Origin of the sequence: Streptomyces sp. V1I1, from assembly GCF_030817355.1 — a bacterium.
In the GTDB taxonomy this organism is placed as follows: Bacteria; Actinomycetota; Actinomycetes; order Streptomycetales; family Streptomycetaceae; genus Streptomyces.
The window spans coordinates 590070-613319 of sequence record NZ_JAUSZH010000001.1 but is presented as its reverse complement, the minus strand read 5'-3'; the positions used below and the strand labels follow the sequence as shown (position 1 = coordinate 613319).

31 protein-coding genes and 4 pseudogenes are annotated in these 23250 nt (G+C 68.0%); 20 read left to right on the top strand and 15 right to left on the bottom strand.

Features of this window, described 5'->3' with window-relative positions; genetic code table 11:
• Nucleotides 1-9 precede the first annotated feature (9 nt).
• The 3 genes from QFZ67_RS03150 to QFZ67_RS03140 are packed head-to-tail and all read left to right on the top strand — an operon-like array spanning nucleotide 10 to nucleotide 1060.
• Nucleotides 10-357, top strand: a complete 348-nt coding sequence (locus tag QFZ67_RS03150) for a hypothetical protein (RefSeq protein WP_307659542.1) — start codon at nucleotides 10-12, stop codon at nucleotides 355-357.
• Nucleotides 324-557, top strand: a complete 234-nt coding sequence (locus tag QFZ67_RS03145) for a hypothetical protein (protein ID WP_307659541.1) — start codon at nucleotides 324-326, stop codon at nucleotides 555-557. The genes QFZ67_RS03150 and QFZ67_RS03145 overlap by 34 nt, the downstream gene beginning before the upstream one ends.
• A complete protein-coding gene (locus tag QFZ67_RS03140) occupies nucleotides 554-1060 on the top strand; it encodes a hypothetical protein (protein ID WP_307659540.1) in 507 nt (168 codons plus the stop codon). The genes QFZ67_RS03145 and QFZ67_RS03140 overlap by 4 nt, the downstream gene beginning before the upstream one ends.
• Here QFZ67_RS03140 and QFZ67_RS03135 read toward each other — a convergent pair.
• A complete protein-coding gene (locus QFZ67_RS03135) occupies nucleotides 1057-1776 on the bottom strand; it encodes an ATP-binding protein (protein WP_307659539.1) in 720 nt (239 codons plus the stop codon). The genes QFZ67_RS03140 and QFZ67_RS03135 overlap by 4 nt on opposite strands.
• Here QFZ67_RS03135 and QFZ67_RS03130 point away from each other — a divergent pair.
• A complete protein-coding gene (locus tag QFZ67_RS03130) occupies nucleotides 1769-2140 on the top strand; it encodes a hypothetical protein (protein WP_307659538.1) in 372 nt (123 codons plus the stop codon). The genes QFZ67_RS03135 and QFZ67_RS03130 overlap by 8 nt on opposite strands.
• 35 nt (nucleotides 2141-2175) lie before the next feature.
• Here QFZ67_RS03130 and QFZ67_RS03125 read toward each other — a convergent pair whose 3' ends face one another.
• The gene (locus QFZ67_RS03125; protein WP_307659537.1) at nucleotides 2176-3147 is read right to left on the bottom strand and encodes a serine protease; all 972 of its coding nucleotides are present in this window, start codon (nucleotides 3145-3147) and stop codon (nucleotides 2176-2178) included.
• A gap of 354 nt (nucleotides 3148-3501) precedes the next feature.
• On the opposite strand from QFZ67_RS03125, the gene QFZ67_RS03120 reads away from it, so the two are divergent.
• Together QFZ67_RS03120 and QFZ67_RS03115 are read left to right on the top strand one after the other, a co-directional pair.
• Nucleotides 3502-4161, top strand: a complete 660-nt coding sequence (locus QFZ67_RS03120) for a hypothetical protein (RefSeq protein ID WP_307659536.1) — start codon at nucleotides 3502-3504, stop codon at nucleotides 4159-4161.
• Nucleotides 4162-4165: 4 nt separating this feature from the next.
• Complete coding sequence (locus tag QFZ67_RS03115) at nucleotides 4166-4405, top strand: hypothetical protein (protein WP_307659535.1); 240 nt, start codon at nucleotides 4166-4168, stop codon at nucleotides 4403-4405.
• Nucleotides 4406-4730: 325 nt separating this feature from the next.
• Here QFZ67_RS03115 and QFZ67_RS03110 read toward each other — a convergent pair whose 3' ends face one another.
• Entirely contained in the window at nucleotides 4731-5399 is a 669-nt protein-coding gene (locus tag QFZ67_RS03110; RefSeq protein ID WP_307659534.1) for a TetR/AcrR family transcriptional regulator, read from the bottom strand.
• Nucleotides 5400-5495: 96 nt separating this feature from the next.
• Here QFZ67_RS03110 and QFZ67_RS03105 point away from each other — a divergent pair, with 96 nt between their 5' ends.
• Complete coding sequence (locus QFZ67_RS03105) at nucleotides 5496-6425, top strand: zinc-binding dehydrogenase (protein ID WP_307659533.1); 930 nt, start codon at nucleotides 5496-5498, stop codon at nucleotides 6423-6425.
• 912 nt (nucleotides 6426-7337) lie between these two features.
• A complete protein-coding gene (locus QFZ67_RS03100; RefSeq protein ID WP_307659235.1) occupies nucleotides 7338-7688 on the top strand; it encodes a PRC-barrel domain containing protein in 351 nt (116 codons plus the stop codon).
• 112 nt (nucleotides 7689-7800) lie between these two features.
• Here QFZ67_RS03100 and QFZ67_RS03095 read toward each other — a convergent pair.
• Nucleotides 7801-8082 (bottom strand): annotated as a pseudogene (locus tag QFZ67_RS03095) (CBS domain-containing protein); the annotation flags it as partial.
• Between the two features lie 308 nt (nucleotides 8083-8390).
• Here QFZ67_RS03095 and QFZ67_RS03090 point away from each other — a divergent pair.
• The 4 genes and pseudogenes from QFZ67_RS03090 (at nucleotide 8391) to QFZ67_RS03075 (ending at nucleotide 10915) form a co-directional block, all read left to right on the top strand.
• Nucleotides 8391-8942 (top strand): phosphatase PAP2 family protein, encoded by a 552-nt coding sequence (locus tag QFZ67_RS03090; protein ID WP_307659532.1) that lies wholly within the window; start codon nucleotides 8391-8393, stop codon nucleotides 8940-8942.
• A 251-nt stretch (nucleotides 8943-9193) separates the two neighbouring features.
• On the top strand, nucleotides 9194-9604 hold the full coding sequence (locus QFZ67_RS03085; RefSeq protein WP_307659531.1) for a phage holin family protein: 411 nt from the start codon (nucleotides 9194-9196) through the stop codon (nucleotides 9602-9604).
• On the top strand, nucleotides 9601-10029 hold the full coding sequence (locus QFZ67_RS03080) for a DUF3618 domain-containing protein (protein WP_307659530.1): 429 nt from the start codon (nucleotides 9601-9603) through the stop codon (nucleotides 10027-10029). Before QFZ67_RS03085 ends, QFZ67_RS03080 begins: the two co-directional genes overlap by 4 nt.
• Nucleotides 10029-10915, top strand: a pseudogene (locus QFZ67_RS03075) (YihY/virulence factor BrkB family protein). The gene QFZ67_RS03080 and the pseudogene QFZ67_RS03075 overlap by 1 nt, the downstream one beginning before the upstream one ends.
• Nucleotides 10916-12035: 1120 nt before the next feature.
• Here QFZ67_RS03075 and QFZ67_RS03070 read toward each other — a convergent pair.
• Nucleotides 12036-12476: a hypothetical protein gene (locus QFZ67_RS03070; RefSeq protein ID WP_307659529.1), complete on the bottom strand. Its 441-nt coding sequence runs from the start codon at nucleotides 12474-12476 to the stop codon at nucleotides 12036-12038.
• A gap of 33 nt (nucleotides 12477-12509) precedes the next feature.
• Here QFZ67_RS03070 and QFZ67_RS03065 point away from each other — a divergent pair, with 33 nt between their 5' ends.
• A complete protein-coding gene (locus QFZ67_RS03065) occupies nucleotides 12510-12761 on the top strand; it encodes a hypothetical protein (RefSeq protein WP_307659528.1) in 252 nt (83 codons plus the stop codon).
• Nucleotides 12762-13217: 456 nt separating this feature from the next.
• Here QFZ67_RS03065 and QFZ67_RS03060 read toward each other — a convergent pair whose 3' ends face one another.
• Both QFZ67_RS03060 and QFZ67_RS03055 read right to left on the bottom strand, forming a co-directional pair.
• On the bottom strand, nucleotides 13218-13592 hold the full coding sequence (locus QFZ67_RS03060; protein ID WP_307659527.1) for an ANTAR domain-containing protein: 375 nt from the start codon (nucleotides 13590-13592) through the stop codon (nucleotides 13218-13220).
• Between the two features lie 118 nt (nucleotides 13593-13710).
• The gene (locus QFZ67_RS03055) at nucleotides 13711-13941 is read right to left on the bottom strand and encodes a DUF5133 domain-containing protein (protein WP_307659526.1); all 231 of its coding nucleotides are present in this window, start codon (nucleotides 13939-13941) and stop codon (nucleotides 13711-13713) included.
• Nucleotides 13942-14780: 839 nt separating this feature from the next.
• Between QFZ67_RS03055 and QFZ67_RS03050 the strand changes: the two genes are divergently transcribed.
• Nucleotides 14781-15278, top strand: a complete 498-nt coding sequence (locus tag QFZ67_RS03050; protein WP_307659525.1) for a hypothetical protein — start codon at nucleotides 14781-14783, stop codon at nucleotides 15276-15278.
• A gap of 61 nt (nucleotides 15279-15339) precedes the next feature.
• Here the strand turns inward: QFZ67_RS03050 and QFZ67_RS03045 are convergent, their stop codons facing one another.
• Both QFZ67_RS03045 and QFZ67_RS03040 read right to left on the bottom strand, forming a co-directional pair.
• Nucleotides 15340-15501 (bottom strand): type II toxin-antitoxin system RelE/ParE family toxin, encoded by a 162-nt coding sequence (locus QFZ67_RS03045; RefSeq protein WP_373429933.1) that lies wholly within the window; start codon nucleotides 15499-15501, stop codon nucleotides 15340-15342.
• A gap of 78 nt (nucleotides 15502-15579) precedes the next feature.
• Nucleotides 15580-15837 carry a type II toxin-antitoxin system Phd/YefM family antitoxin gene (locus tag QFZ67_RS03040; RefSeq protein WP_307659524.1) on the bottom strand — a complete coding sequence of 86 codons (258 nt, stop codon included), beginning with the start codon at nucleotides 15835-15837 and terminating at the stop codon, nucleotides 15580-15582.
• 333 nt (nucleotides 15838-16170) lie between these two features.
• On the opposite strand from QFZ67_RS03040, the gene QFZ67_RS03035 reads away from it, so the two are divergent.
• The 3 genes and pseudogenes from QFZ67_RS03035 to QFZ67_RS03025 form a co-directional block, all read left to right on the top strand.
• Nucleotides 16171-16428: a hypothetical protein gene (locus QFZ67_RS03035; RefSeq protein ID WP_307665714.1), complete on the top strand. Its 258-nt coding sequence runs from the start codon at nucleotides 16171-16173 to the stop codon at nucleotides 16426-16428.
• A gap of 8 nt (nucleotides 16429-16436) precedes the next feature.
• On the top strand, nucleotides 16437-16805 hold the full coding sequence (locus QFZ67_RS03030) for a hypothetical protein (protein ID WP_307665713.1): 369 nt from the start codon (nucleotides 16437-16439) through the stop codon (nucleotides 16803-16805).
• 173 nt (nucleotides 16806-16978) lie between these two features.
• Nucleotides 16979-17170: pseudogene (locus tag QFZ67_RS03025) on the top strand (DUF3830 family protein); the annotation flags it as partial.
• 31 nt (nucleotides 17171-17201) lie between these two features.
• On the opposite strand, the gene QFZ67_RS03020 reads toward QFZ67_RS03025, so the two are convergent.
• Entirely contained in the window at nucleotides 17202-17651 is a 450-nt protein-coding gene (locus QFZ67_RS03020; protein ID WP_307659523.1) for a hypothetical protein, read from the bottom strand.
• A 620-nt stretch (nucleotides 17652-18271) separates the two neighbouring features.
• Between QFZ67_RS03020 and QFZ67_RS03015 the strand changes: the two genes are divergently transcribed.
• Both QFZ67_RS03015 and QFZ67_RS03010 read left to right on the top strand, forming a co-directional pair.
• Entirely contained in the window at nucleotides 18272-18460 is a 189-nt protein-coding gene (locus QFZ67_RS03015) for a hypothetical protein (protein ID WP_307659522.1), read from the top strand.
• Between the two features lie 77 nt (nucleotides 18461-18537).
• Nucleotides 18538-18669, top strand: a complete 132-nt coding sequence (locus QFZ67_RS03010) for a hypothetical protein (RefSeq protein ID WP_307659521.1) — start codon at nucleotides 18538-18540, stop codon at nucleotides 18667-18669.
• Between the two features lie 103 nt (nucleotides 18670-18772).
• Here QFZ67_RS03010 and QFZ67_RS03005 read toward each other — a convergent pair whose 3' ends face one another.
• Together QFZ67_RS03005 and QFZ67_RS03000 are read right to left on the bottom strand one after the other, a co-directional pair.
• The gene (locus tag QFZ67_RS03005; protein ID WP_307659520.1) at nucleotides 18773-19408 is read right to left on the bottom strand and encodes a serine protease; all 636 of its coding nucleotides are present in this window, start codon (nucleotides 19406-19408) and stop codon (nucleotides 18773-18775) included.
• 6 nt (nucleotides 19409-19414) lie between these two features.
• The gene (locus QFZ67_RS03000) at nucleotides 19415-19912 is read right to left on the bottom strand and encodes a hypothetical protein (protein WP_307659519.1); all 498 of its coding nucleotides are present in this window, start codon (nucleotides 19910-19912) and stop codon (nucleotides 19415-19417) included.
• 921 nt (nucleotides 19913-20833) lie between these two features.
• Between QFZ67_RS03000 and QFZ67_RS02995 the strand changes: the two are divergent.
• Nucleotides 20834-21503: pseudogene (locus tag QFZ67_RS02995) on the top strand (transposase family protein).
• A gap of 75 nt (nucleotides 21504-21578) precedes the next feature.
• On the opposite strand, the gene QFZ67_RS02990 reads toward QFZ67_RS02995, so the two are convergent.
• The 3 genes from QFZ67_RS02990 to QFZ67_RS02980 form a co-directional block, all read right to left on the bottom strand.
• Nucleotides 21579-22013: a VOC family protein gene (locus tag QFZ67_RS02990; RefSeq protein WP_307659518.1), complete on the bottom strand. Its 435-nt coding sequence runs from the start codon at nucleotides 22011-22013 to the stop codon at nucleotides 21579-21581.
• Nucleotides 22014-22109: 96 nt separating this feature from the next.
• A complete protein-coding gene (locus QFZ67_RS02985) occupies nucleotides 22110-22445 on the bottom strand; it encodes a hypothetical protein (protein ID WP_307659517.1) in 336 nt (111 codons plus the stop codon).
• A 254-nt stretch (nucleotides 22446-22699) separates the two neighbouring features.
• Complete coding sequence (locus QFZ67_RS02980; RefSeq protein ID WP_307659516.1) at nucleotides 22700-23236, bottom strand: hypothetical protein; 537 nt, start codon at nucleotides 23234-23236, stop codon at nucleotides 22700-22702.
• Nucleotides 23237-23250: the final 14 nt, after the last annotated feature.

Below are 23250 nucleotides of genomic sequence, written 5' to 3'. Positions count from 1 at the left end.
GGGAGGGCGATGATTGCTTACTCGGGCCTGGGGTGTCTGCCCATCGCACTGCTGTCCGCCGTGTTGGCTGTCTGGTTCTGGATCACCGACGCGAGTGACGGCGACTGGGCGACCGCCTGCCTTGCCGCGGTTCCGATCGTCCTGGTGCTCGGTCTGATCAATCTGTTGACGGCCTTGGCCGTCAACCGCGCGGAGGTTCCGGGACGCGATTTCGCCGTGTGGACCTCCCGGCACCGGTCCGGGGGTACGCCTCTGCAGAGTTACTCGCCCTACTTCCTGGGGATGGCCGGTCTCTTCTTCGTCGGACGGCCCAGTGGGTGCATGTGCTCGTCGCGGTTGCCGAGTACGCCGCTCTGACCGCCGCCTACTACATCGTGCCGGAGCTCCTGCGGCGCCCTGCCAAGGCTGAAACCGTCGCGCAGCGCCGGGAGTTCGCGCAGGCTCGCGGCTGGGCGTTCAGAGACCGGCTGCCGGCTCTCGCAGGGCGGTGGGCGTCCGGCCCCATGCAGCGACTGTCCACCAACGCGGCCGAGCTCTTGAACAACCCGCCCAGGTGAAACTCCGCGTCCACTTCGCCGTGATGTCCGGCACCCACCAACGCGTCACCTTCACGATCGCCGATGCCTTCGAGCCCGTGCCCTTCGCACCATTCCGGGCGTGGCAGCAGCTCCATGTGACCGTCTGCGCCGTGCACTTGGACATCGTCTTCCCGTCCATTCGGATCGTGCTGCGCGGCACGGGCACCCGGCGCAATCGGCACACGGTCGAGGTCGACACCCTCCGGCCGGACTTCGCCGAGGCGCTGGTCACGGAGGAGACCACCGCGGCGATGCTGGCCGCAGGGGTGATGGAGTGGTCGATCCAGGGCAGGGACGTACTCGTCGTGCTGAGGGACCAGCCGGACGACACGGAGGACGGCGATACGGAGGACGAGCCGGCCGACCACGATCTCGATGCGGTCCGTGCGGTCGAACGCCTCACCACTGTCATCTCCCGGCTGCCCACCGACCTCGGCCCGTGGGCGGACGACGTCGTACCCGACCTGCCTCTGTCCGGCTAGGTCCTGTCGGTGGGAGGACGGGCTGCCCACAGGGGGTGCAGCTCCGCCCAGTGGGTGACTCCGCCGGCGTGGGCCACGGTGCCATGTTGAGTTGCGACAGCGGTGACGATGCAAATGCCGCGGCCGTGCTCATCGTGCAGCCCTTCGGTTCGCTGCTTATGCATCGGCCCGCCGTCGGTGACTTCGATTCGAAGGATGCCGCGTCGGCAGGTCACTCTCAGCACGGCCGGTGGCAGTGCATGGGTGACAGCATTGGTGACCAGTTCGGAGATGACCAGGAGAGCATCTTCGACTACGTCCGGTGACACGTTCCAGCGGCCAAGGAGAGCGTCGACACGGCGGCGTGTACGCCCGACGTCCCGGGCGGCGTGGATATCGGGGCACATGAACTCGCGGTCATCGGTATCGACAGCCGTTGCGTTGATTGCCATGACGACCTCTATTTCCCAGTAGCTGTGCGCGTCGCCGGGCCTTTTCTCCTTGGCGGGCACTGGCACTACCGAAACCTTCTGGTCATAACCAGTTATTACCAGACTGAGCTCGATGTGGGGTGTTGTCAACAGCTGAATGGCAGGGGATTCGCCGAGCCTGCCCGAGAGTCGTCCGACTGCGAAATGCTGGTCCCCGAGCTGGTCCCCGAGCTGGTCCCCGAGCTGGGCCCCGAGCTGGGCCGGGGAGCAGTGGGGAAGCGGGGGGGAGAAGACGTCCGTGGTCATCGGGGAGAGACCTGCCATCGAGGAGCCGCGCCTGGCCGTCCGGCGCCAGTCGTCGTCCTTGTGGTCACGCCGCCGTCTTCTGGTCGTCTTCCTGCCAGTACTCGCCGCCGTTCTGACGGGTGTAGCCGTACTGGCGGTTTCGGGAAACATCCTGCTGCCCTTCGAGCGGGTCGTCACGCTCGAGGGCGAGATGGCGTCCAAGCGGGACTTCTTCGAGGACGAAGAGGTTCAGCGCCTCCTGTTGAAGCACCACATACGGGCCCACATCACCAGCACAGGGTCGCGCGAGGTGGCCATCCGGGACATCTCCTGGAACGCCGACGACGCGGTCCTGGAAGTGCAGGCCATGGCGATCTTCCGGTAGCCGGAGCGCGCGCCGTACCGCGTCCCGGACGGCGATCAGACGAAGTTGACCTCGGCGCGGCGCAGCAAGGGATCGTCCACCAACTGCCACAGAGGCACGGCGTAGTTGCCGAAGCCGTAGCGGCCGCCGAAGTGCAGGCCGAGGACGCGGTGGTCGGTGAGGTCGAAGACGGGGGAGCCGCTGTTGCCGCCCAGGGTGGAGCAGTCGTGCTTCATGACGTTCTGCTCCGGCACGAGCTCCGTGGTGGTCCCGGGCTGCAGGCGTTTGACGTTGTAGATGTCCATGAAGATCCTGCGCATCGACTCCGGTTCGTTGCGACGCCCGTCGTACGCCGGATAGCCGACGCAGTACACCGGACGACCCGACAGGTCGCCGGGGGCGTCCGCGGCCACCGCGAGAGGGGCAGGCAGCGCAGTGGCGCCCCCGGCCGGCGAGACCCGTAGCAGGGCCATGTCGACGTCCTGATGGATGCCGAGCACCTCGGAGATCTCGTACGCCGGTCCGCCGCCCGCCGGGAGCGCGCCGTACTCCTCGGCCATGTCGATCCGGGCGCTCATGCTCTGCTGGAAGGTCCAGCCGATGCCGTCGGCGCGGGCGAACTCCAGGGCGACATGACGATTCGTCATGATGGCGTCGGGGCCGACGAGGAAGGCGGTGCCGACCCAGTCCAGGCTGGCGTGGCCGGAGACCTCGACCCGGCCGACGTGGGCGATCGACTCGCGGATCGCGGCCCGGTGGCCGTCGAGGACCGCCCAGTCGCCCTCCTGGGACGGGAAGTCCTGGTGCTGGACGAGGATGGCGGGTCTGCCTTCGAGCAGGACGATGGCCTCCATGCCGAAGGACTCGTCGTCGCTGATCTCGTCCGCGCGTCCCTCGGCGAGCTTCTCCAGACCGTTCGCGCCCGCGGACAGAACCCGGTCCCGTTCCTGCTGGGCGAACTGGGATATCTGCCCGGCGGGCTGGCTATGTCCTTTGGCTCCTCGATCGCCCCGAGGTGCCAAACACACGTCACGCCTGGCAGACCTGGCTTGAGACGGGCTCAGCATGCGGGCTTGCCCGACCCGGTCGAGGCCGAGGTAACTTTTCCTCGGCCGTGTCCTGCTCGCGCTCGCCCTCGACCCTGAGGACGCCGGGCGCCCCGTCGTCACGGATGGCCGCTTCATCGACTGCGGCCGCTCCCAGGGCTATGCCCAGTCGCGGCTGTACGAGCTGCGCGAGCTCGCCGCGTACGCCCAGGCCCGAGGCCTGCGCGTCACCTGGGGCTGACGCCCCGCCCCACGGGGGCGGGGCCCGAACCACCGGCGGCGGGGGAGTGGCACCCCCGCCGCGCCGAGAACACACTCCGAGAAAGGGCACCCGTGATGAGCGCGCACACCGCCGAGACCGTCAGCCAGTCCGTCAGCGTCCTGACCCTGTCGGTCCGTATCGCCGAGTCCGGCAGCATCACGCACCTGCCGGAGACCGTCCGCCCCTTGGGCTGGGCGGCGCAATACGCCGGAGCCGAACAGCCCTGGGAGCGGGTAGCAGAGGCCCGCGTGAACCAGGAAGCCGCCCCGCTGCTCGCCGAGATCGCGAGGGCCGAGCCTCCGGCCGACGTCGCGCACCTGTACGCGTCCGTGGAGAGCTGGCGGCGCGCAGCGGCTGCGGAGACGCGCCGCACGGCCAAGGACAAGGCGTATGAGCGGGTGGTGGGCGAGATGCGCCGGGAGGCTCTGGCAGCCATCGACGCCAAGGGTGCGGCCTTCCGGCCGGTCCAGCGGCAGGAGTCGCCTCGGGTGTTCCGCGTACAGAGCGAGTGGACCGTCAGCGGAACCGACCACACGGCCGTACGGGAGGCGTTCGCGGCCGGCCTTTCCGGTACGGGACGAGATCCTGGCAGACGCCCAGAAGCGCATCCCGCGCGTATCCGGCACCGTCCGCGCCGCCGCCGACACCCCGGAGCGGGTGCGCAAGGCGTGGCAGCGGGACCGCCGCAAAGGCACTGCACCGAAGCCCGCCACCGGCTGCTACTCGCCCGGTAGTTGGGTGACGTGGCAGCACCCCGAGATTGGCCAGACGCTCACCGGGATCGTCACCAAGTGGCTGCTCGGCGAGCGGACCGACCCGATCCGCCGCACGGTGATCCCCTCGGACGGCAGCGAGCCGGTCGTGATGGAGCTGGAGCCAGGTGCCAAGCCGTCCGAGGGTTCGTGGCGCGTGGTGTACGGGGAGGGGCTGTCGAGCCCGGTGGAGCGGGGCGCGCATCAGAGCGAACTGGTCGGCTGAGGCGGAAGGCAGGAAAGGTTCCTTCCTGTGTCGCGGCGTGGCAGCCGGTGCTGGCCGGCCCGCGGTCCCGCCCCTGCGGCCGCAACGCCGAGCCGTTGTGCGGGGGCTGTGGGAGCGGCGCTGTGGCACCACCGCCGACCGGGCCTCGTTCATCCCGCTCCGTGGGAATGTGAGCTACCGACGGAATGCGGCTCTGATGGCGCTCTATGAAAATCCCCACCCCTCTGCTCAGGGCCTCCTCACACCTGCTTGCTCCGATTCCCCACACAGCATGTGGGTCGACCCTCGTGGCGGGGTGCGCCCAGGATGGTGCCAAGCGTGTTCCTCAACGCGCCGATGGGATCCGCAGGTTGACGGTCAGGGTGAGGCTGCCGGGGACCGCGTCGAATGCGTTGCGCATGTCGATGGCGAGGTCACTGCGGGCTGGTGTGCCCGGTCGGTTGGTCCATCTGTCGAGCGCGCAATGGAAGGCGGCGACCAGCAAGTCCAGGGCGAGCTGCGGTCGCAGGTCGTCGGGGGCGGCGAAGTCGAGTCGGCGGTGCAGGGTGTCAAGCGCCGTGCGGCTGGTCTCGTGGCAGAAGTGCAGGCCGTGCGCGTCCATGGACGGGGTCTCCTCGGTCAGCCGTCGGCTGAGCAGGACACGGCGGGCCCAGCCTTCTTCGGTCATCCGCTCCAGCGCGGCAAACAGGGTCTCCTGAAGCATCTCAGCCAGCGGACGGCCGCCGGGCTCGCGGGTTTCCAGATCGTCGAGGAAGGTCCGCCACAAGTCCTGTGTCGGTGCCATGGCCACGTCTTCCTTGCTGGCGAAGTTGCGGAAGAACGTGCGCTTGGAGACGTCCACCGCATCACAGAGCTCGTCGAGGGTCACTCCGCTGAAGCCCCGCGTGGTGAACAGCTCCAGGGCGGCGTCGATCAGGGCCTGGCGCGTGCGCATCTTCTTGCGCTCACGCAGCGGAGGCCGGCTGGTGCCGGATGACGGAAGCTCGGCAGTCATGGCTCGATCGTACCCAATAGGCAAACGCCTCTTGCACGCGAATGCCACTGAGTGGCATAACTATGGTTCTTGATCCCTAGCGAAGGGGACACCCCCATGCGTGCTCTGCTCGTTGACCGCTCCACGCCTACCGGACTGCGCCTCGGCCAGGTGCCCGATCCCGAACCGGCCCCGCATCAAGCTCTGATTCGGGTGACGGCGACTTCCCTCAACTACGGTGAAGTCCGGTTCAGCCTGCAAGAAGCGCCCGACGGCGCCGTCCTCGGCTGGGACGCGGCCGGGGTGGTGGTGCGGGCCGCCGCTGACGGGTCCGGCCCGGCGGCCGGCACCTCTGTGGTCACGCTCGGCATCGACGGCGCGTGGGCGGAACTCCGTGCCGTGGACACCGCCTGGATCGGCACGGTCCCTCCCGGAGCCGATCCGGGAGTGGTCAGCACGGTCCCCGTCGCCGGAGCCAGTGCCCTGCGGGCCCTGCACCGTACGGGCCCACTCCTGGGCAGGCGCATCCTGGTCACCGGCGCCACGGGCGGCACCGGCCGGTATGCCGTGCGGCTCGCCCGCCTCGGTGGAGCCCATGTCATCGCATCCACTGGAGACCCGGAAAGGCACGGCGACAGCCTGCGGGCGAACGGGGCGCATGAGGTGGTGGCCAGTCCACTCGAGGTCAAGGAGCCGGTGGACGGCGTCGTGGACATGGTAGGCGGCCAGCAACTCGTCGACGCGTACAGCATGTTGGCTCAGGGAGGCACTCTGGTCGCCGTCGGGCACTCCGCTCACCAGGGCGAATCCTTCCCCTTCGGCGCACTCTTCGGCGACCACGGTCGGCACAACCGCTCAATCGTTGCCTTCGCCCTGCCTGCCTGCACGGGCCTCGCGCCCGACCTGACCTGGCTTGCTCACCGTGTCGCCGCCGGCGAACTCGACCCGCAGATCTCGTGGCGCAGCAGCTGGGACGGAGCCGCCGACGCCATCGACGCCCTTCTCCAACGCCGCCTCCACGGCAAGGCAGTCCTGGACATCGCCTGATGCCGATGCCGCGTCGGAAAAAATTCACGGATCCTCATCAGCAGTGAGCGACGCCATGCACATCGTCCTGGTCGACACTGCGATGGCTGCGGCCGGCCAGGGCAATGTCCTCGCCTCCCGCCTGATTCACCGCGCCCACGCCGAAGCTGATTGGTTCCTGTATGCCCCATCACCGGAGGTACGGAGGGCTACCGCACAGCCCGCGGCTACATCCACGCCGACACCGTGGGTGACACGGATACGCAGCTCACCGTCCACCTCATCCGCTGACAGGGCAGGAGCGGCATCCCCCGAGCGGCTCGGCCATCTCGGGGGCCGCTCGTGGACGCCGAGCTGTTGCCCGGGGAAGATCGCCCGGGTCATCAGCCTCGGGGAACAATGGGACAGTCATGAGCGCCAAGGGAACGATCGTGAAGCGTGGGTGACCGAGGTGAGCGGGAAAGCCGCCAGTAGTTGAGCTCGGGCGGGGTTGACGCGGGCCGTGTCCTTACGGTTGCTGTCGGCGTTGGTGGGGTGACGCGTGCACTGGTTTGGACCCCTACGTCGGACCTGTGCAGTCCGCGGCTCCGATTCCCGCCCGGCGTCGGGGCCGCGTCAGCCCCCCGGTTCCCTCTTCCGGGCCGGCGTGATCGAAGGCCCTGGTCTCCCTCGGGACCAGGGCTTCGAGGCGGTGTTCCGTACAGACCGGTTGAGGTGCTGGGCTGGTGAGTGTGTGTCTGCGTCGGTGTAGGTCTTGAGGGCGTCGGAAATGAAGTGGCGGGTGCTGTCGGGGGCCGCTCCAAAGGCCTCGCCGCGAAATCTGGGATTGCTTCAGTGGAGGAACACCCTGAGTGGCAGCCCCTGGGCTTCGGAAGTACGTTCACCGACAATCGGCGGATTCTCATATCTGTCACGCACCGGAGAGGCATTGCTGTGAGCGAAGACATCTGGGGTTATAGACCGGGCGCGGGATATCAGAAGGGGATCGACCTCATCGGTTACAAGGTCGAGGCCACTGATGGCAGCATCGGCAAGATCGACAAGCACTCCGAAGACGTTGGTTCCTCCCACGTCGTTGTCGATACCGGTATCTGGATTTTCGGCAAGCACGTGCTGCTGCCCGCCGGGACCATCGAGCGCATCGACAGGGCCGGGGAAACGGTCTTTGTCAACCGGACGAAGGATCAGATTAAAGACGCGCCCGAATTCGACGAGGCCAAGTACACCGGCGAGCCCAGCTACCTGGAGCAGTTCGCCCGGTACTACGGCCAGCCGCACATGTAGGGGCGGGGTCACCCCACCAGCGCTGCGGCACGGCCCACTGCGGTGGATCCCCTGCGCTGCGTCAGTGCAGGGGTGGCGTCTCTCCTCACTGCACCCCTCAGGCGTGTGCCGGTCAGTCGGTGGACAGGGCCTCGAGGAGGTCGCCGACTTGGGGGTCGGGCAGAGCGCGGGCGACGTCGGCCTGGGCGACCATGCCGACCAAGTCGTGGCCGTCGATGACCGGTAGCCGGCGCACCTTGTGGCTGGCCATGGTGCGCAGAATCTCGCCTGCGTCGTCGTCGGCTCCGATGGTCACCGCCTCGCCCTGGGCGAGTTCGCCTGCCTTCGTCTGCCCGGGGTCCTTACCCGCGCCCAAAACCTTCACCACAATGTCGCGGTCCGTCAGCATGCCTTGAGGATGAGGCGGTCCGGGTCAGGCGGCGGCCCTGAATGGGCCGGGCACGACCGGATACAGCGCAAGGCCGTTGAGCTGGTTCGCGGGCAAGTGCCGGGCCACAGGGGGGCGGACCGGCCAACGCGGAACGGGCTGGGCGATGCGAACGGTCGCGCTGGTCACGCGCAGGACGAGCCCGGTCACGTTTTGCGGTGACCAGCGCGCGCCCGCGGCTGTGGCTGGGCTGTTTGCCCGTCGAGCCACCGTGGGTAGGTCGGCCATGACGTGGGCGATGTCGACGTAGTCTGGGCGATGGGAATCAATTGATCATGCGCCTTCTCAACGATGTCCGTCGCCTCGACCGGCGCCTGACCCGCCAGGCCGCTTCATGGGAATCGGCCTGGGCGCGGCGGGCGTTGCCTGCGGTCGAGTCCGCGGCCGAAGGCACCAAGCTGTGGTGGGGCATGGCGGGGCTGATGGCTGCAACCGCGGGCCGTTCGGGGCGCAAGGCCGCTGCGGCGGGCGTGCTGAGTATGCTCACCGCGCAGCTGCTGGCGAATGCGGTGGGCAAGCAAATCTCGGACCGGCGCAGGCCGCCCGAGCAGTTGATTCCGCACGGCGACGTCGAAGACCGTCCGGACACCTCCTCCCTCCCCTCCGGGCACACCGCCGCCGCCGTGGGCTTCGCTGCCGCAGTGACGGCCTCTTCCCCGGCGTGGGGAGTGGCCGCCGCGGTCCCCGCCGTGATGGTGGCTCTGGAGCGCGTCCACAGCGGCGCGCACTATCCCAGCGACGTCGCAGTTGGCACCACCATCGGCCTGGCCAGCGCCTGTCTGATCAACCGCGCACCCCGACTGCTGCTCCGCGGGCTGCTGCCATAACGCCTCAGGCCCGGCTGCCGGCAGCCGAATGAGTCGGCCCGGCTCGGGTACCCACCGACCAGATCACGCCGCGCAACCCAACAGCAGTAGGCGCTCACGGCGACTCGCTTGGAGGCCGCCGGCCAGGGCCCGGCACATGCGACGCCGACGCCCCAGGGCACCACCGACATCGTGACCGAGGGGATCTGACGTCCGCTTCTCGTACCTGACTCCTGCCCCCACCGGCCGAGCAACGGAAGGAAGTCACGACGATGAACAGTCCACTGGACAACCCGCCGCGCCAGGAGTCGGTGGGCGAGCTGGTCAAGCAGGCATCGGAACAGATCTCCCAGCTGATGCGGCAGGAACTGCGACTGGCGCAGGCGGAGATGCAGCACAAGGGCAAGCGGTTCGGGATCGGGGGCGGGCTGTTCGGCGGAGCGGGCGTGGTCGGATTCCTCGCCCTGCAGGCTCTCGCGGCCACCGCGATCGTGGCGCTGGACCTGGTCTGGCCGCTGTGGGGCTCGGCGCTGACCGTGACCGCCGTCCTGCTCGCGGTGGCCGGCGTCCTCGCTGCGGTGGGCAAGAAGCACGTCAGCCAGGCCACCCCGCCCACCCCCGAACAAGCCATGGAAGGCGTCAAGAGCGACGTGGCCGAGATCAAGGAGAGGGCACACCGATGACGGACAAGTCCCAGGACAAGGACGCAATACCCACCGCCGAGGAGCTGCGTGAGCAGGTGGAGGGGACCCGCGAGGAACTCGGCGAGACGGTCGAGGCGCTGGCCGCCAAAGCCGGCATCAAGGCACAGGCGCAGCAGAAGGCTACGAAGGTCAAGAGCCAGATGCAGGACAAGGCCTCCCATGCTCTGCATGCGGTGCAGGACAAGACTCCTGAGCCGGTACGCGACAAGGCCGCGCACGCCAAGCAGCAGCTGACCGAGACTGCCCACATGCTCGGGGAAAAGATCCACGACAGCACCCCGGAGCCGGTGCGCGACAAGGCCGGCCAGGCCGCGCAGCTCGCGCGCGGCAACCGCAAACTGCTCATCGCCGGCGCGGCCGCCCTGGCTGTCGTCATCCTCGCCTGCCGCAGGAGGAGGAGCTGATGAAAGCGTCCAAGGTTGCCTACAAGCCGGTAGGCCTGGCCCTGGGCGCGGTAAGCGGTGCTCTGGCCGGCGCTGTGTTCGTGCTGAAACGCACCGTCAAAGAGTTCAAGGACGACAACCAGACCGACTTGGCGGCCGCCCCGACCTACTACGGGGTGCTGGCGATCTTCCCGGCCCTGCTGGCTCTGGTATCGATCCTGGGCCTGCGCTGATCGACAATGTGGGCAGTCTGGCGCCCGTTCCGTCCGCGACATCCTGAACAGCATGCTGACGCAGTTGCAGAGCAGCCAAGGCAAAGCAGGCATCGCTCCGATCATCGGCATCGCGGTCGCCTTGTGGTCGGCCTCCGGCTACATCGCGGCCTTCATGCGCGCCTCCAACGCCGTGTACGACATCGGCGAGGGTTTGGAAGACCCTGCCCACCCGCCTCGTCATCACGATCGTCGTGGTGCTGCTGGCCGCCATCGCGGTCGGCGTGGTCTTCACCGGCGCTCTGGCCAAGAAGGCGGGGGAAGTCCTCGGGGTGGGCGATACGGCCGTCACGGTGTGGAACATCGCCAAGTGGCCCGTGCTGATCTTGTTGTTCAGTCTGGTGATCGCCCTGTTGTACTGGGCGGCCCCGAACGTCAAACGAGGTTTCCGCTGGGTCAGCCCCGGCAGCATCCTGGCGGTGGTCATCTGGATCGTTGCCTCAGCCGCTTCGCGCTGTACGTGGCGAACTTCTCCAGCTACGACAAGACATAGGGCAGCCTCGCGGCGGTCATCAACTTCCTGATGCTGGCTGTGGCTCTCCAACATCGCGATCCTCCTCGGACTGGAGTTCAATGCCGAACTCGAACGCCGGCGCGCCATCGAAACCGGCCACCCCGCGGAGGAAGAGCCCTAGGTCGAGCCCCGCGACACCCGAAAACTGTGACGGGCCGGTGGACGTTCCAGGCCGGGGGTCAGGCGGCCAGCCTCGGGATGCGGCCGATGCCCTGCCTGCGACCGGACAGACCGGCACCTCGTCCGCATGACGTTGCACCGAGGGAGGCCCGTTGGGCGGCCGGCAGACGCCGGGCCGACAGCCTCACCCACGTGCCGCCCTTGCTGTGGACGGTGGAGCAGCGTGGGTTCCGGTACGGCGTGCAGATGGCGCTGGTGTGAGGTGTGGCTGGGCCGGCCCAGCACGCGTTCTTCGTAGCGGCCCAGGGCGAGCAGGGCGCACAGCAGCAGAGGAGGTAAGAGGAGAGCGGTGACAACCACGAGGTTCCTTCCGGCCAGGGCTGGTCCCTGAGCCTCGAGTTGCCTTCCGTGTCTGCCGGAAACCCTTTCGGTGTCCGTCAATTGTCGGGCGGTGATGGTTACCAGCCGTTGTGGGCGAAAGGCCGGTACGAGCGGCCGTCCGCGCCCCGAGGGCGCAGGGTGGCTGTAGCTCCCTCAGTTCGGGCATGTGCTCGAAGTGCATGGCGGTGGACGAATCAACGCGGCGCCCCCTCTTCAGGCGATTGATGTTGCCCTCGACGGCGCCTGAACTGTGGGGCAGGGAGAGTCCGTTGCGGACGGGGCACGCATGGGCCCCACGCCGCTGACGCCGGCTTGGGACACCGTTCCGCGACGCCTGCCGTTCGCGGCAGGCGCACCCACCGCGGCGAGCAGCACCAGGGAGGGCGTCCCCGAGATCAGGGTCCCGCCTCCAGGACACCGAAAAGTATGGTGCGCGCAGGCTTGCACTCCGGCTGACGAGCCCTGGGGAATACACCCTTGGACCTGGCCTGGACAATGGCCGTCGGTGCCTGCGTGGCCTTTCACGTCTCCGCCGGACCCCTCCATGCGCACGCGTGGCATGGGCACCGCCCCGTTGCACCCCTGGGGGGAATGTGCGGCACGGCGGGCGAACACACAGGCAGGATGGCTCCCGTTGGCGTGCTCGCCCGCTCGAACATGCTGCTGCCCGCTCGGTCCCCACTGACTGCAGCCCACCAGGACCGGACCATCGGGACCCCGAAAAGCGCAAAGAGACTCACTCAGGGGAACTCGCGCAATACGACACACACCACCTCGGTGATCACGGTGGCCACGGCGATACCGATTATCGCGGCGCGTCCGCTCCGCGACGTCAGCCGGTCTGTCAGGCGTTGGCGCTTGGCGACAGGGCTCTCGTCGTCGGGCCCAGGCCGGCGCCAATAGGCCGCCAGCACGGGCGGACCTGCCGCGGCGTCATCACGGTGAACATTAATGCGCTGCCCAACGAGTGACAAAAGGTTCAGAAACCTTCTCTCGGGGCGGGTGTACCGCAGCCCGCCGTTCACAGCTTCGAGCCGGATCTCCAGGACACCGCTGGTTCCGACGGTGCGGGTGGCGTCGTCGCAGGTGCAGCACCACTCACCGTGAGATAGAACCGCCTCATGGATGACGTCCCGAAGGCCGAGCACTTCCCGTTGTCGGACATCTGCGGTCTGTGTCACCGAGCCGTCGCAACGGGTACGGGAATGTACGCGATGGTGCCTGACTCCTCCGCCGTCCACCCTTCCGATGCTGAGCTGGACGGCCGACGCATCGTGAGCGCCTGCGGCCCCGAACACCTCGGCGAGCTTCAGCAGCGCTACCACGAGCGGCCCTTCGTCAACGAGGAGCTGTGGGCCGCGAAGATCGACCGCGCCCTCGCACAGCACCCCGAAGGACTCAGCCCCCTGCGCCTGGCCGAGACGACCGGCCTCAATCTGCTTCAGATCGAAAAAGCCGCCTTCTAGGCCCTGCGAGTCCCCGGCCAAGAAGAGTCACAGTCGAAGCAGGTGCCGCCCAGCCCCGGACCATGAGGAGGCTCGGGGTCGGTACGCGCCCTGCGCCCTCGCCTTTACCCGCGCGTCCAAAACCTTCACCAGAATGTCGAGCTCGGTTATTCTGCGCCGCCAGCAGTACGGTTTCCTCGGCACCGATGCACTCGGTACCACTCTTCATGATGTCCCGGCAGGCGACTCCGGTGAGTGGTTGGTGACAGGGCAACGGGCCACCCTCATAACGGAGCGCACGGCAGAGGTGACCCGTACGGGCGCGGGCTGGCTGACCGATCGGCCCTGACCTCTGACCGCGCACTGCGTGGCCGCAGCAGGGAGCCCCTTGGAGGCGGTGGAGTTCCGCCGTTGAGCTGGTCCGCGGGCAAGCTCCGGGCCAAGGGGGCGGACCGGCCAACGCGGAACGGACCAGGTTCATTCAGCCCGAGTGGCGCGAACCCGGTCACCTGGAGAACCCGGGGCCTGTCGGCGCAGTGCTTGCTCAAGGGCGAGACGGATAGTGAGATCGATTTCCCCGGTGTACGACCAGGCGGTGAGGGCTTCTGCGAGGCAGCGCAGGGTGAGGTGGGTGTGCTGGGTGACCTCCTGCAGGACACTCCATGCTTGATCAGGCCGGATGCGGCCCAGGGCCATCACGATGCCCGTCGCCTGGTCAATGACCGCGTGTGAGGGCAGGGCCTGCTGCAGCGGTCCCACCTCGTCCTGCACCATGGCCACCGAATCCTCGGGCGCCGGTGCGGGGTCCTGGGCCGGGTTCTCCCAGGTCGTGGGTTGCGTGTCGTGCGCCATGTCTCCTCCCTGGGCCTTCGGAACGGTTGGCAAGGGCCTGCGCGACTTATGGGCCGGTACCAGCAGCAATCGGCCGGACACGTGCCGTGGCGTCGAACGCTCCCGGCCGGAACCTGGTTCAGCTGGCAGCGAGTACTGAATCGTCCTCGGGACGGGCGCCGGGAAGCTGGTGGCGCGCGGCGATCAGGGCGGCATCCACGTCGCAGGTTCCAGTCGATACGCACAACGTGTAGGCCACGTCCTCCATGCGCTGCCGCACCGCAGGCCCGCCCTTCTCAGCATTCAGCGCCCGCAGCGTCTCGTACTTTTCGACCAGGTCCGTCAACACCGCCGGGTGAGCCATCAGCATGATGCGCCTCCTCCACAACAGGAACCACCCCCGTCGCCTATGAGCCGCATACCCGCGCCCTGCATCTACATGCGGCCGCTCCCCTCCACGCCAAGCGCTCCAGACTATGGAGTGGCTCGGCGAAGCCCTGGACAGCGCCGTCACACCCCGTCCAGGGCTTCGTCCTTACCCAGGGTGCTCCCGACGTGCCCACGTGCGCCATAGGCTTGATCTTTATCTCGGTGATCGTGAGTTCGCGTTCGACGGTCTTGCCGACGTCGTAGCGGGGTGCCCGGCGGTGGTTCTTGGCACTGGGTGGCCGCCCCGGGGCCTGTGCCGGTGGGTTCGGGAACACGGGCCGGGCAGGCGCGTCCCGCTGTCGTGGATCATGCGAGCCCGTCGGCACCGCGGGGACCACGAGAGGCTGCCGCAGGTCAGCGAGAACCTCATCACCCGGGCGACCATCACGCTGACGACCCGGTGCCTCACCCGCGAACCGGCCCGAAAGACGGCACGGCCACCGGCCACCCCAACCCGATGCCGATCGCCACCTGACCACGAACAACATCATTCTCATCGTGGAGAGGACTGCTCCAGCAGCGCCGGGGGGAACGACACGCCGCCGGAGCAGTCCTCACCACGGACGTCTTCCCGCCGCCTCACCGTCCAGCCCCAATCTCAGTCGCACGAGCGACAGGGCGAAGACGCGTGCGACCCGCCGGTCGCTCCTGGCCCACTCGCAGGTCGCCGCATGCGCCCGGACGATAGAGGCATGACGAATCCCACCTACGCCGGCGACGCCTTGCTGATCGCGGGTGAGCTCCAGACCTCGCGGTGCTCGCCGACGGCCCCGGCGGCATGTGCGAGCCCCTGCCGGAGGAGACCTTCGCGCTGTCCGCTCGCACGGCCTGTCCGCGCGGGACTGCGCCAGCTGCGGCACGCCGGTCACCGACCGGCACCCGCACTGGCCGGGCGTGTGGGTCAGCGTGGAGAACGAGTTCGGGCCGTCCTGCGACCGCTCGCGGATCGGCCGGGACGATTCCCTGCAGCGGATCGCGCACGTCGTCGACGCGGCCCAGGCCCGCCCCGCCGGACATCTGACCGGCAAGGAGCAGAAGGTCCAGTGCCAGCACTGCGACGCACACGTGACCGAGCAGCACCCCGACTGGCCGGGGGTATGGACTGAGGCCGGCGGATACAGCACACCGGTCCGCGCGGTGGTCGGATCCGGGTGCGACGACGCGCAGGCGTACGACCTGATCGACTGCGTCTACCCGCACGTTCCGGTCGGTGGGCACAGCCCGGCCGCCGCAGCCATCGCCGCGGCCAAGAAGGCCGGCTACTTCTTCCAGCCCTGACCCGGGGCGTGTCCCGAACGCCGAAGGGGGCCTCACGGATGAGCCCCCCTCCGGTCATCTTTCAGCGCAGGCGTCCGAGGTGGATGACGCTGATGCGGACCTGTTGGTCGCTGATCTCGTACATCACGCTGTAGATCCCGACGTGGATGCGCAGCACGTCGGTGCTGCCGAACGCGCCCTCGGGCCGGGGGTCGTGGGCGAGAGCGTCGACCGCGGTGAACACCTGCCGGACTCCCTGCGGGTCGTCCTTGGCGAACCGCTCGGCCTGCGCGAGGGCCTCGGGCTCCCCAGACCTCGTACCTCACGCCTCGTCGCCGAAGACGCGGCGGTACGCCTCGTCGTGCGGGACGCCGGCGCTTTCTCCCCGGGCCTGGCGCGCGCGGTAGGCGGCTAGGGCCCGCACCTCCTGCAGTTCGAGGGCGTCGGCGGGGCTGACCAGTATCGCGATGGTCTGCCCGTGGTCGGTGATGGCGACCGGTTCACGGGTGGCGCTCACCTCGCGGGCGATGGCGCCGAGCCGGGCGCGGGCTTCCACAATCGAGTAGGTGGTCTCCGTCATGCGCACCACCTTCCGGAAGTGTGCACAGTCCGGCTCCCTTCCGCCGTCACCCTCCCGACATTCGGAACACACACCTCGACCCGGCCCGGGCCGGGTCGGCTGAGCGCGTCGTGCGGACAGCCGTCGGCCCTCCCGTGGGAGGCCGGGAGGGACGGCGCAGCCAGGTGACAGCGCAACCGACGGGGTGGGCGTGGGTCTCCCCCTGGCGAGGGCCAGAAGGATCACCGCGTCAGCATCGCACCGGATACAGCCGCACAACAGGTCAGTGTCTGGAATAGGCGCACGGGTACGGGTACGTACCCGTACCCTGGTGGGATGGGAAGGAGCACGATGATGTCCGATGCCAACGTCCGTATCCCCGAGGAGGCCAAGGACCGGCTGGCCGCTATCGCAGCGGCGGAGGGTCTGTCGCTGCGCGCGTATCTGGCCCGTCTCGCTGAGACGCTGCTGACGCCCGAGGAGCGTGCCGAGCGGGCGGAGAAGGCCCTGGCCGCGTTGAAGGAATGGAACGGCTACGCGCCGACCGCTGCCGAGGAGCAGGACCTGGACAGCGAGCTGGACCGGCGCCTGGCTCAGGTGACCGGCCGGTGAGCGACGCCATGTACATCGTCCTGGACGACACCGCGATGTCTGCGGCCGGCCAGGGCAACGTCCTCGCCTCCCGCCTGATCCACCGAGCCCACGCCGAAGCGGATTGGTTCCTTTACGCCCCGGCGTGCGCGTTAGTCGAAGCCGATCGCGCCCGGCCTGGCACGGCCGAGCATCTGGCCTCCCTGCCCGGCATCACTGTTCTCGATCTGGACCTGGCTGCCGCCCTGGCCGTCGCGCGGCAGGAGACCTGGGCTGCGGCGCACAGCCAGTACGCGGCGCAGCCCACCCCGGACCGTCCCGACGGCGCGATCATCGCCACCACCGCCCCGCACCGGTGGGCAGGGGAGCCGGTCCGCGTACTGGACCTCACCCCCTGATCGGGGAACCGACGAATGCGGCGCGTGAAGTGACGGAATGCCCGCCGGGGGCTCAGCGAGCCGGGGGCCGCCGCGAGTCCGGCGACGCTCGCGCTGCGGTGCGTTCCCAGTTTGGGAAGGCGGGACTTGCTGGGCGCGGTGAGGCCGCGCGCGTCGCGCTGCCAGTACCGGAGCGCGCCGGTACGACGGTGGTGGACTGGCGCTGTTCCACGAGCGGAACAATCTGCTGCTGAACGGTGATGTGGGGCGGGTGCCCGGCATCGTGGTGGCAGGTCGTGGAGGGGCTGGAGGAGATGGTCAACGCGTGCAACGACCTGTGGCGGTCGGGGGCGTCGGGGGAGTCGCGCAGGTTCCGGAGGGCTTGAGCCTCGTGCCGCACGGGCCCGTCCCCGTCGGTCAGTGCGGCTCGGGCTTGGTGTACGTCGGCAGGTCGCCGGTTCCCGACACCTCAAACCCGCGGCCCTTGTTGTCGAGGACCTTGCTTCCGCGCTCCCCATCGGCCACCCACTCCACTTCGACCGTGAAGCGTACGTGCCAGTCACCGGGGTCGAGCCTGAGGCCGAGCTGCTCGGGGTCACTCTCCGAGAGCTTGAGAGGGAAGTCGACGGTTGTACCGTCGTCCCCGGCTGTCGGCAGGACTTTCACCGGAGACTTGGAGAGACCCACTTCGAAGGGGCGGGTCATCATGCTGCCTCCGCACGCCCGTTCGCCGACGATGACTCCGGAGGTGGGCACCGCCGTGCGTTTCAGGACCTTGACCTTCACCCCCGTGACCACGACGGCTTTGGGCGTCGGAGTCTGCAATGTCAGCACCAGCTCGGGTGGATAGCCGTCGCCGTCGTACACATCCACTCCTGCGCCGCCAGCGCTGTCAGGGCTCCGCCTCACCTCGTCCAGCGTCGCGTCGGTATACCTGGCACACCCGACAATGCCGTCGCTGTGCACCGTCACACCGGGTGGCTCCGGGTCGTTGACCTTGCCCCACACCCAATCCCACCCGCCCAGGAGCACCGTTGGGACCAAACCGGCCAGCACAGCGAGCCAGAAGGTGATCCACAGCGCTCTATGCGGTGAGGGCGACGGCGTCCGCGGCGGGTAAGGCGGCATCGGTGGAATCCCGGCCCTCCCGGGATCGGGAGGCGTCGGTGGCCGCCCGCCCGGCGGCACAGGTGTGCTTCCCATCCGTGGTCCCCCCAGCTCCGTGCCGCTCAACCGCGGTATCCGTACGCGTGTCCACCATGGCCCGACCCGTGTCACCGTGCCGGTTCTTCACAACTTCTCTCACCCGAACCGGCGACACCACCGGCCGGGAGTTCACAGGGAACTCTGGTCCGGCGCCGTGACGGCCGCGCCGTGCTGATGCGGCCGCTGTACGCCGACTTCGACACCGACCTCGCCCACCTCTTCCCCGACGAGGTCAACCGGCTCACCGACTACGAGATCCGGGAGCTGGACAAGCGCGGCCTGTGGGGCGACTGGAACCGGCCCCGGAGCCCGGCGAGTTCGGCCCCGCGCCCAAGGAAGACGGCGACGACGACGAAAGCGGCCGCCGGTCCGGCAAGGGTGGCAAGCGCGGCCGCAGTGAGCAGCGCCGCGACACCGTCACCTCCGCCCGCCAGGCGCTGGAGGCCATCCAGAAGCTCACCAACGCCTGAACCCCTGTCCCTTCCCGGGCAGGCCTGCCCGAGCACGGCCGGCCCGGGCACACCGTCACGAAGAAAGGCCCACGCCCGTGGCCATCTCGCTCTTCCCCGCCGTGCTCCTGGGCATCGTCGTCGTGTTCCTGCTCAAGCAGGGCTACGTCCGCGTCGGCTCCGCCACCGCCTGCAGCGGGGAACTGACGAAAGGCGCCTTTGCGAGGTGACGAAATATCCCTCGGCCGTCAGCTGGGCGACTGCCGCTTAGCCGAGTCGCCCGGCCAGACGAGGGCCTTGCCCTGGAGTCAACTTTGCGGCAGCGGCTGACTTCTAGGGCCAGTTCGTGCGTCCCCATGCCACCAGCCTGTTCAAGCCGGGGCCGCCGGCCGCGACATTGATGCGGCCCATGTCCTCGTCATCTGCCTGGAACCCGGATTGAACTGCGGTGATGCGGGGATCTTGCTCACCGAAGAAGGCGAACATCGGGCCCCCGGAGTTACCTTTGGTGGTGTCGCCGCGATGTTCGATTTCGAGGCCTCCGTTGATGTCGTCATCGGTGTCCAAGACCGGAATGCCGCCCTGGAGGCTGGCTCCCACGAACCACATGTTGATGGGATAGCCCATGTTGTTCCACCACGGCTTCCCGTTCCAGGCAGGGTCGTATTTCTTTGTGCCGAAGTGACCCAGTCGGTCCGCTGTCCCGAGGGGTTCGTACAGTCGGCAGACGGCCCAGTCGTACCCGGCCGAGTCCCCGCCCGGGAAGTTCGGGTTGAAGCCCCGCACGTCCGATACGAAGGATTGGACGCCCGCACCGTGGAGGGACTGGCCGTTGTAGTACGCGGGCACGAAACGCATCCACCACTGTTCGGATTGCCACGGCACCACATGACCCGCCGTGATGAGAAGGCGGTTGCCGACGAGCGCCCCTGAACCGTGGTTTCCCTCGTTGTTGATGACTTTCCCCACGCAGCCTCAGGGAAAGCTCGTCTCGGCCAGTTCCGTCCGGTTGTCTGGGTCGAAGACGGCTTCCGGCTGAACCAGACCTCCCCTCAGTCGCCGGATCGGCTCTACTTCGCGGCTGGGCAGGAAGCGCGGTACATAGAGCAGGTCGAGCCACTCGGGGCGACATGCACGCAGATCCACGTCGGGATCGATGTCGGACAGCAATTCTTCCGGGTGGATGCGGGTGGCCGTTTTGCCCGGTAGGGGCACGTCGCCTTCGGGCCCCACCGGCACTTCGACACGCCATAGATTCCCCTCGGCCCCGTCCATGCGGTGGACTTCTGGCTCTGGGGGGCTTCCATCGGCGAAGACGTGGATGCGCTGGTGATTGGCGAGTTCAACCATCGCCGGAGGCCGTTCGCCGGTTCCCAGACTGGGCCGCATCTGCGCGAGTTCATACGGCGTCAGCGGCCGCTCCCCGTTTCCGGCGAAGCGCAGGCGATCCATCGTCCGCTTCTCGGTTGGCATGATGTGCCTCCGTGGCGACTAGAAGATGATCAGGCTGGGATGCTTGCCGTGCCCAGATGCGACTGGCCGACGCTGGTCGGGAGCCCGTTCGGGACGGATCAGGTGTATGCGGCCGCTCGCACAGAGACGCAGCAGTGACGGCGTGCCTAACCCTCTTCCAGGACACCACTCATGAGCCGGAGTCGCATCTGGGTACCTGGGGTCTCACCACCCGTTGCTGGGTGGCCTCTTCCGGCTCTCGGTTCGGCTTTGCAACAGGTCGGCGCGTCAAGAGGGTCTTGTGCACCATCAGGCACTCGACACAAGTTCTGGTTGAAGCTTCGATCGACAGGCCGACCGCGGAGTCACAGTGGCTCGGCGCGTACCGGTCGACCTCGGACTTCGGCAGCGCCCGGGCGCCCCTCGCCGGGCAGAGCCAAGATCGACGGCATCACTCTCCCGTAGACGTCGCTCCCAACCTCCAGGGAATCGGAGGGTCTCAACACGGGAGTCACACCGACCCCTGGCGAAGAAACTGCGGGTAGACGAATTTCGTCGGTACCCCGCAGCCTGTTCGGCTTCACCCTCGCCTCCACCGGCCTGGCCCCGGTCATCTGCGGCGGCCTCGCCTCGCTCACCGGCTTCATCTCCAGCATCTGACCGGGAAATTCAGCCACCTTCCGGCATCACCGCAGTAAACAGCCAGGTACTGGCGCATGCTTCTGTCGGGCCCCACCACGCAAGGGAGGACACGAGGGCATGGCACCCCTGCACCACACCTGCTGGAGCTGCGACGAAGACTGCGCGTGTACGGCGAGGGGTGTGATTGCTGCGACCTGGTCGAAGTCCCCGATGAATGGGACTGCTGGAACTGCGGCGCGCTGAACTACACCCCCGACTAGTTGTCCCGTAACTGCTGGTCACGGGTGAGAAGATCTTGTGATGGCTGGTGTGATCACGGCGTCGGAGCCGTCCTGGATAGCCCCGTTCACCGGGCTGAGCCCGCGGCAGTTCGGCAAGCTGGTCACTGCGATGCGGCGCGAGGGTGCGAACCCGGTACGCAAAGGCCGGCCGTGGAGCCTGCCACTGGAGGACCGAATCCTGCTAGCAACGGTCTACTGCCGTACGAACTTGACGCTGCGGCAGCTCGCCCCGCTGTTTGGGGTGTCGAAGTCGGCCGCCGACCGCATCATCGGCCACCTCGGGCCGTCGCTCGCGCTCCAGCCCCGCAAGCGGTTTCGCAAGGACGCTGTGCTGGTCATCGACGGCACCCTGGTCCCCACGCGGGATCACACGGTTGCCGAGCAGTCGAAGACATCTCATGTCGCTGGTGGGCCAAGGCCGCCGTCGGCCGGACCACGGTCATCGCGGCGGCGGCTACCGGGGCACCGGCCTGATCATCCCGCACCGCCGCGAACGCGGCCAGACCGAACTGCCTGCATGGAAGGAGGAGCACAACACCTCCCACCGCAAGGTCCGCGCCCGCGTCGAGCACGTCTTCGCGCGGATGAAGACCTGGAAGATCCTTCGCGACTGCCGCCTGAAGGGCGACGGCATTCACACCGCGATGCTCAGCATCGCCCGACTGCACAACCATGCCCTCACGGGATAACTCCCGCCCCACACGAGACACCTTCAAGAGAGGCCCAAGAAAGACGGCTCCCCACCTCGCTGGCCTGGAGGATGCTCAGTCGAGACAGAACTCGTTGCCCTCGATGTCCTGCATCACGATGCACGACTCGTTGGTGCCATCGGCAAGCAGCGTTCGCACGTGTACCGCGCCGAGCGCGACCAGCCGTGCGCACTCGGCCTGGAGTGTGGCGAGGCGCTCGTCACCCACGAGCCCGGTGCCGGCCCGTACGCAGAGATGCACCCGATTCTTGACGACCTTGCCTTCGGGAACGCGCTGGAAGAGCAGCCGCGGGCCCACACCTGAGGGATCAATGCAGGAGAACCATTGCACCTGATGCTCAGGCGGCAGCGAGCGATGGTAGTCGTCCCACGTGTCATACCCCTTCGGCACCGGCGATACGACGTACCCCAACACCTCGCACCAGAAGCGAGCGACGCGCTCGGGTTCTGCGCAGTCAAAGGTGACTTGGAACTGCTTGATCGAGGACATCGGCGCACCATAACAGGGGGACTCTCTTGCTCATTCACCGGTGTGGATCCGCGTGTTGCCGGGAGAACAGCCCTCACCAAGATCTTCATCGACCTTCTAGCGGGGCGCACTGCCCACCCATCGCAGGACGGCTGAGACCGTTGTGTCGTCCAGTGCGGAGAGGACGTTGATGGCGTCCATGTCACCGGGAAGCGGCGCGATACCCGCGGTGGTCAGCACAGCGTGCAAGTCCAGGCGGTGGCTGTCCTCGGCCGCCAGCGTGAACGGCAGTCGCTGCCGTGGATCCGGCGCGGACAGGAAGTAGTCGCCGAGCTCATCGACAGCTCCCGCGATCTCGGGCTGGTCGAAGTCCCGCACACCGGGGAAGCGGTACGAATCGATCGCCGACTGCGGCGTCGTCAGCGGAGGTTCAGAAAACTGCCAGGCGTTCATCAAGGCCTCCTGGGTCGTCGTCACTGACCAACAAGAGCCCCGCTCGGCCGCGTTCAGTTGCAGGCGATGCCGAACACCACCCGAACGCCCCCAATAGCATCTCTTCACAAGAACACGGCGCCACCCTCTGGCCGTCGGCGCCCGGCCGAGCCGGGCGCCGCGCCAATGGAATGAGCCTTGCTTGCTCTGATGTATTCGGGGCGCGTCGGCCGCCGCGGGACTGCCCGCGTACCCGAGTCGACCGTGTCCAGGGCCTATGTACTGAGCAGACGGTTGAAGAACGAGCGGTAGTGCTGGAGCGCGACCCGCAGCTCCTCCGTCGCAACCTCCTCGCCCCGGTCCCACTGGACCTCCAGGCCCTGCTTGTGGGCGGAGAACGACCTGGCCAACGTCTGCATCACGTCAGCGACCAGCGCATCGGCCGAGCGCACCGCGTCCCGTGGATCGTCGACGAAGGTGCTCTGGATGTCCCGCCACTTGCCGCGGTACTCATCCGTCTCCTCGGGGCCGAGCAGTGCGCGGTCCTCTTCATCGGCCTCCTGCACGACCCCGGATTCCTGCGGTGCCTCCTCAGGTTCGCCGACACGGTCCTCGTCGACGGCATCCGGACCGTTCACCGGCTCCTCCTGCTGTTCCGTGGCACCGGCGGACTCTCCGGGGTAGACGGGGGCCTGCCGGTCCTGAGACTCCGCCCGGGGATCCTGGGGATTGGCGATGCTCTCGGTCGTGAGGCCTTCCTGGCCGGGCGGGCGACCCGTATCGCCCGGATCCCGTATGCCGTCTCGTTGCATGTCTCTCACCTCAT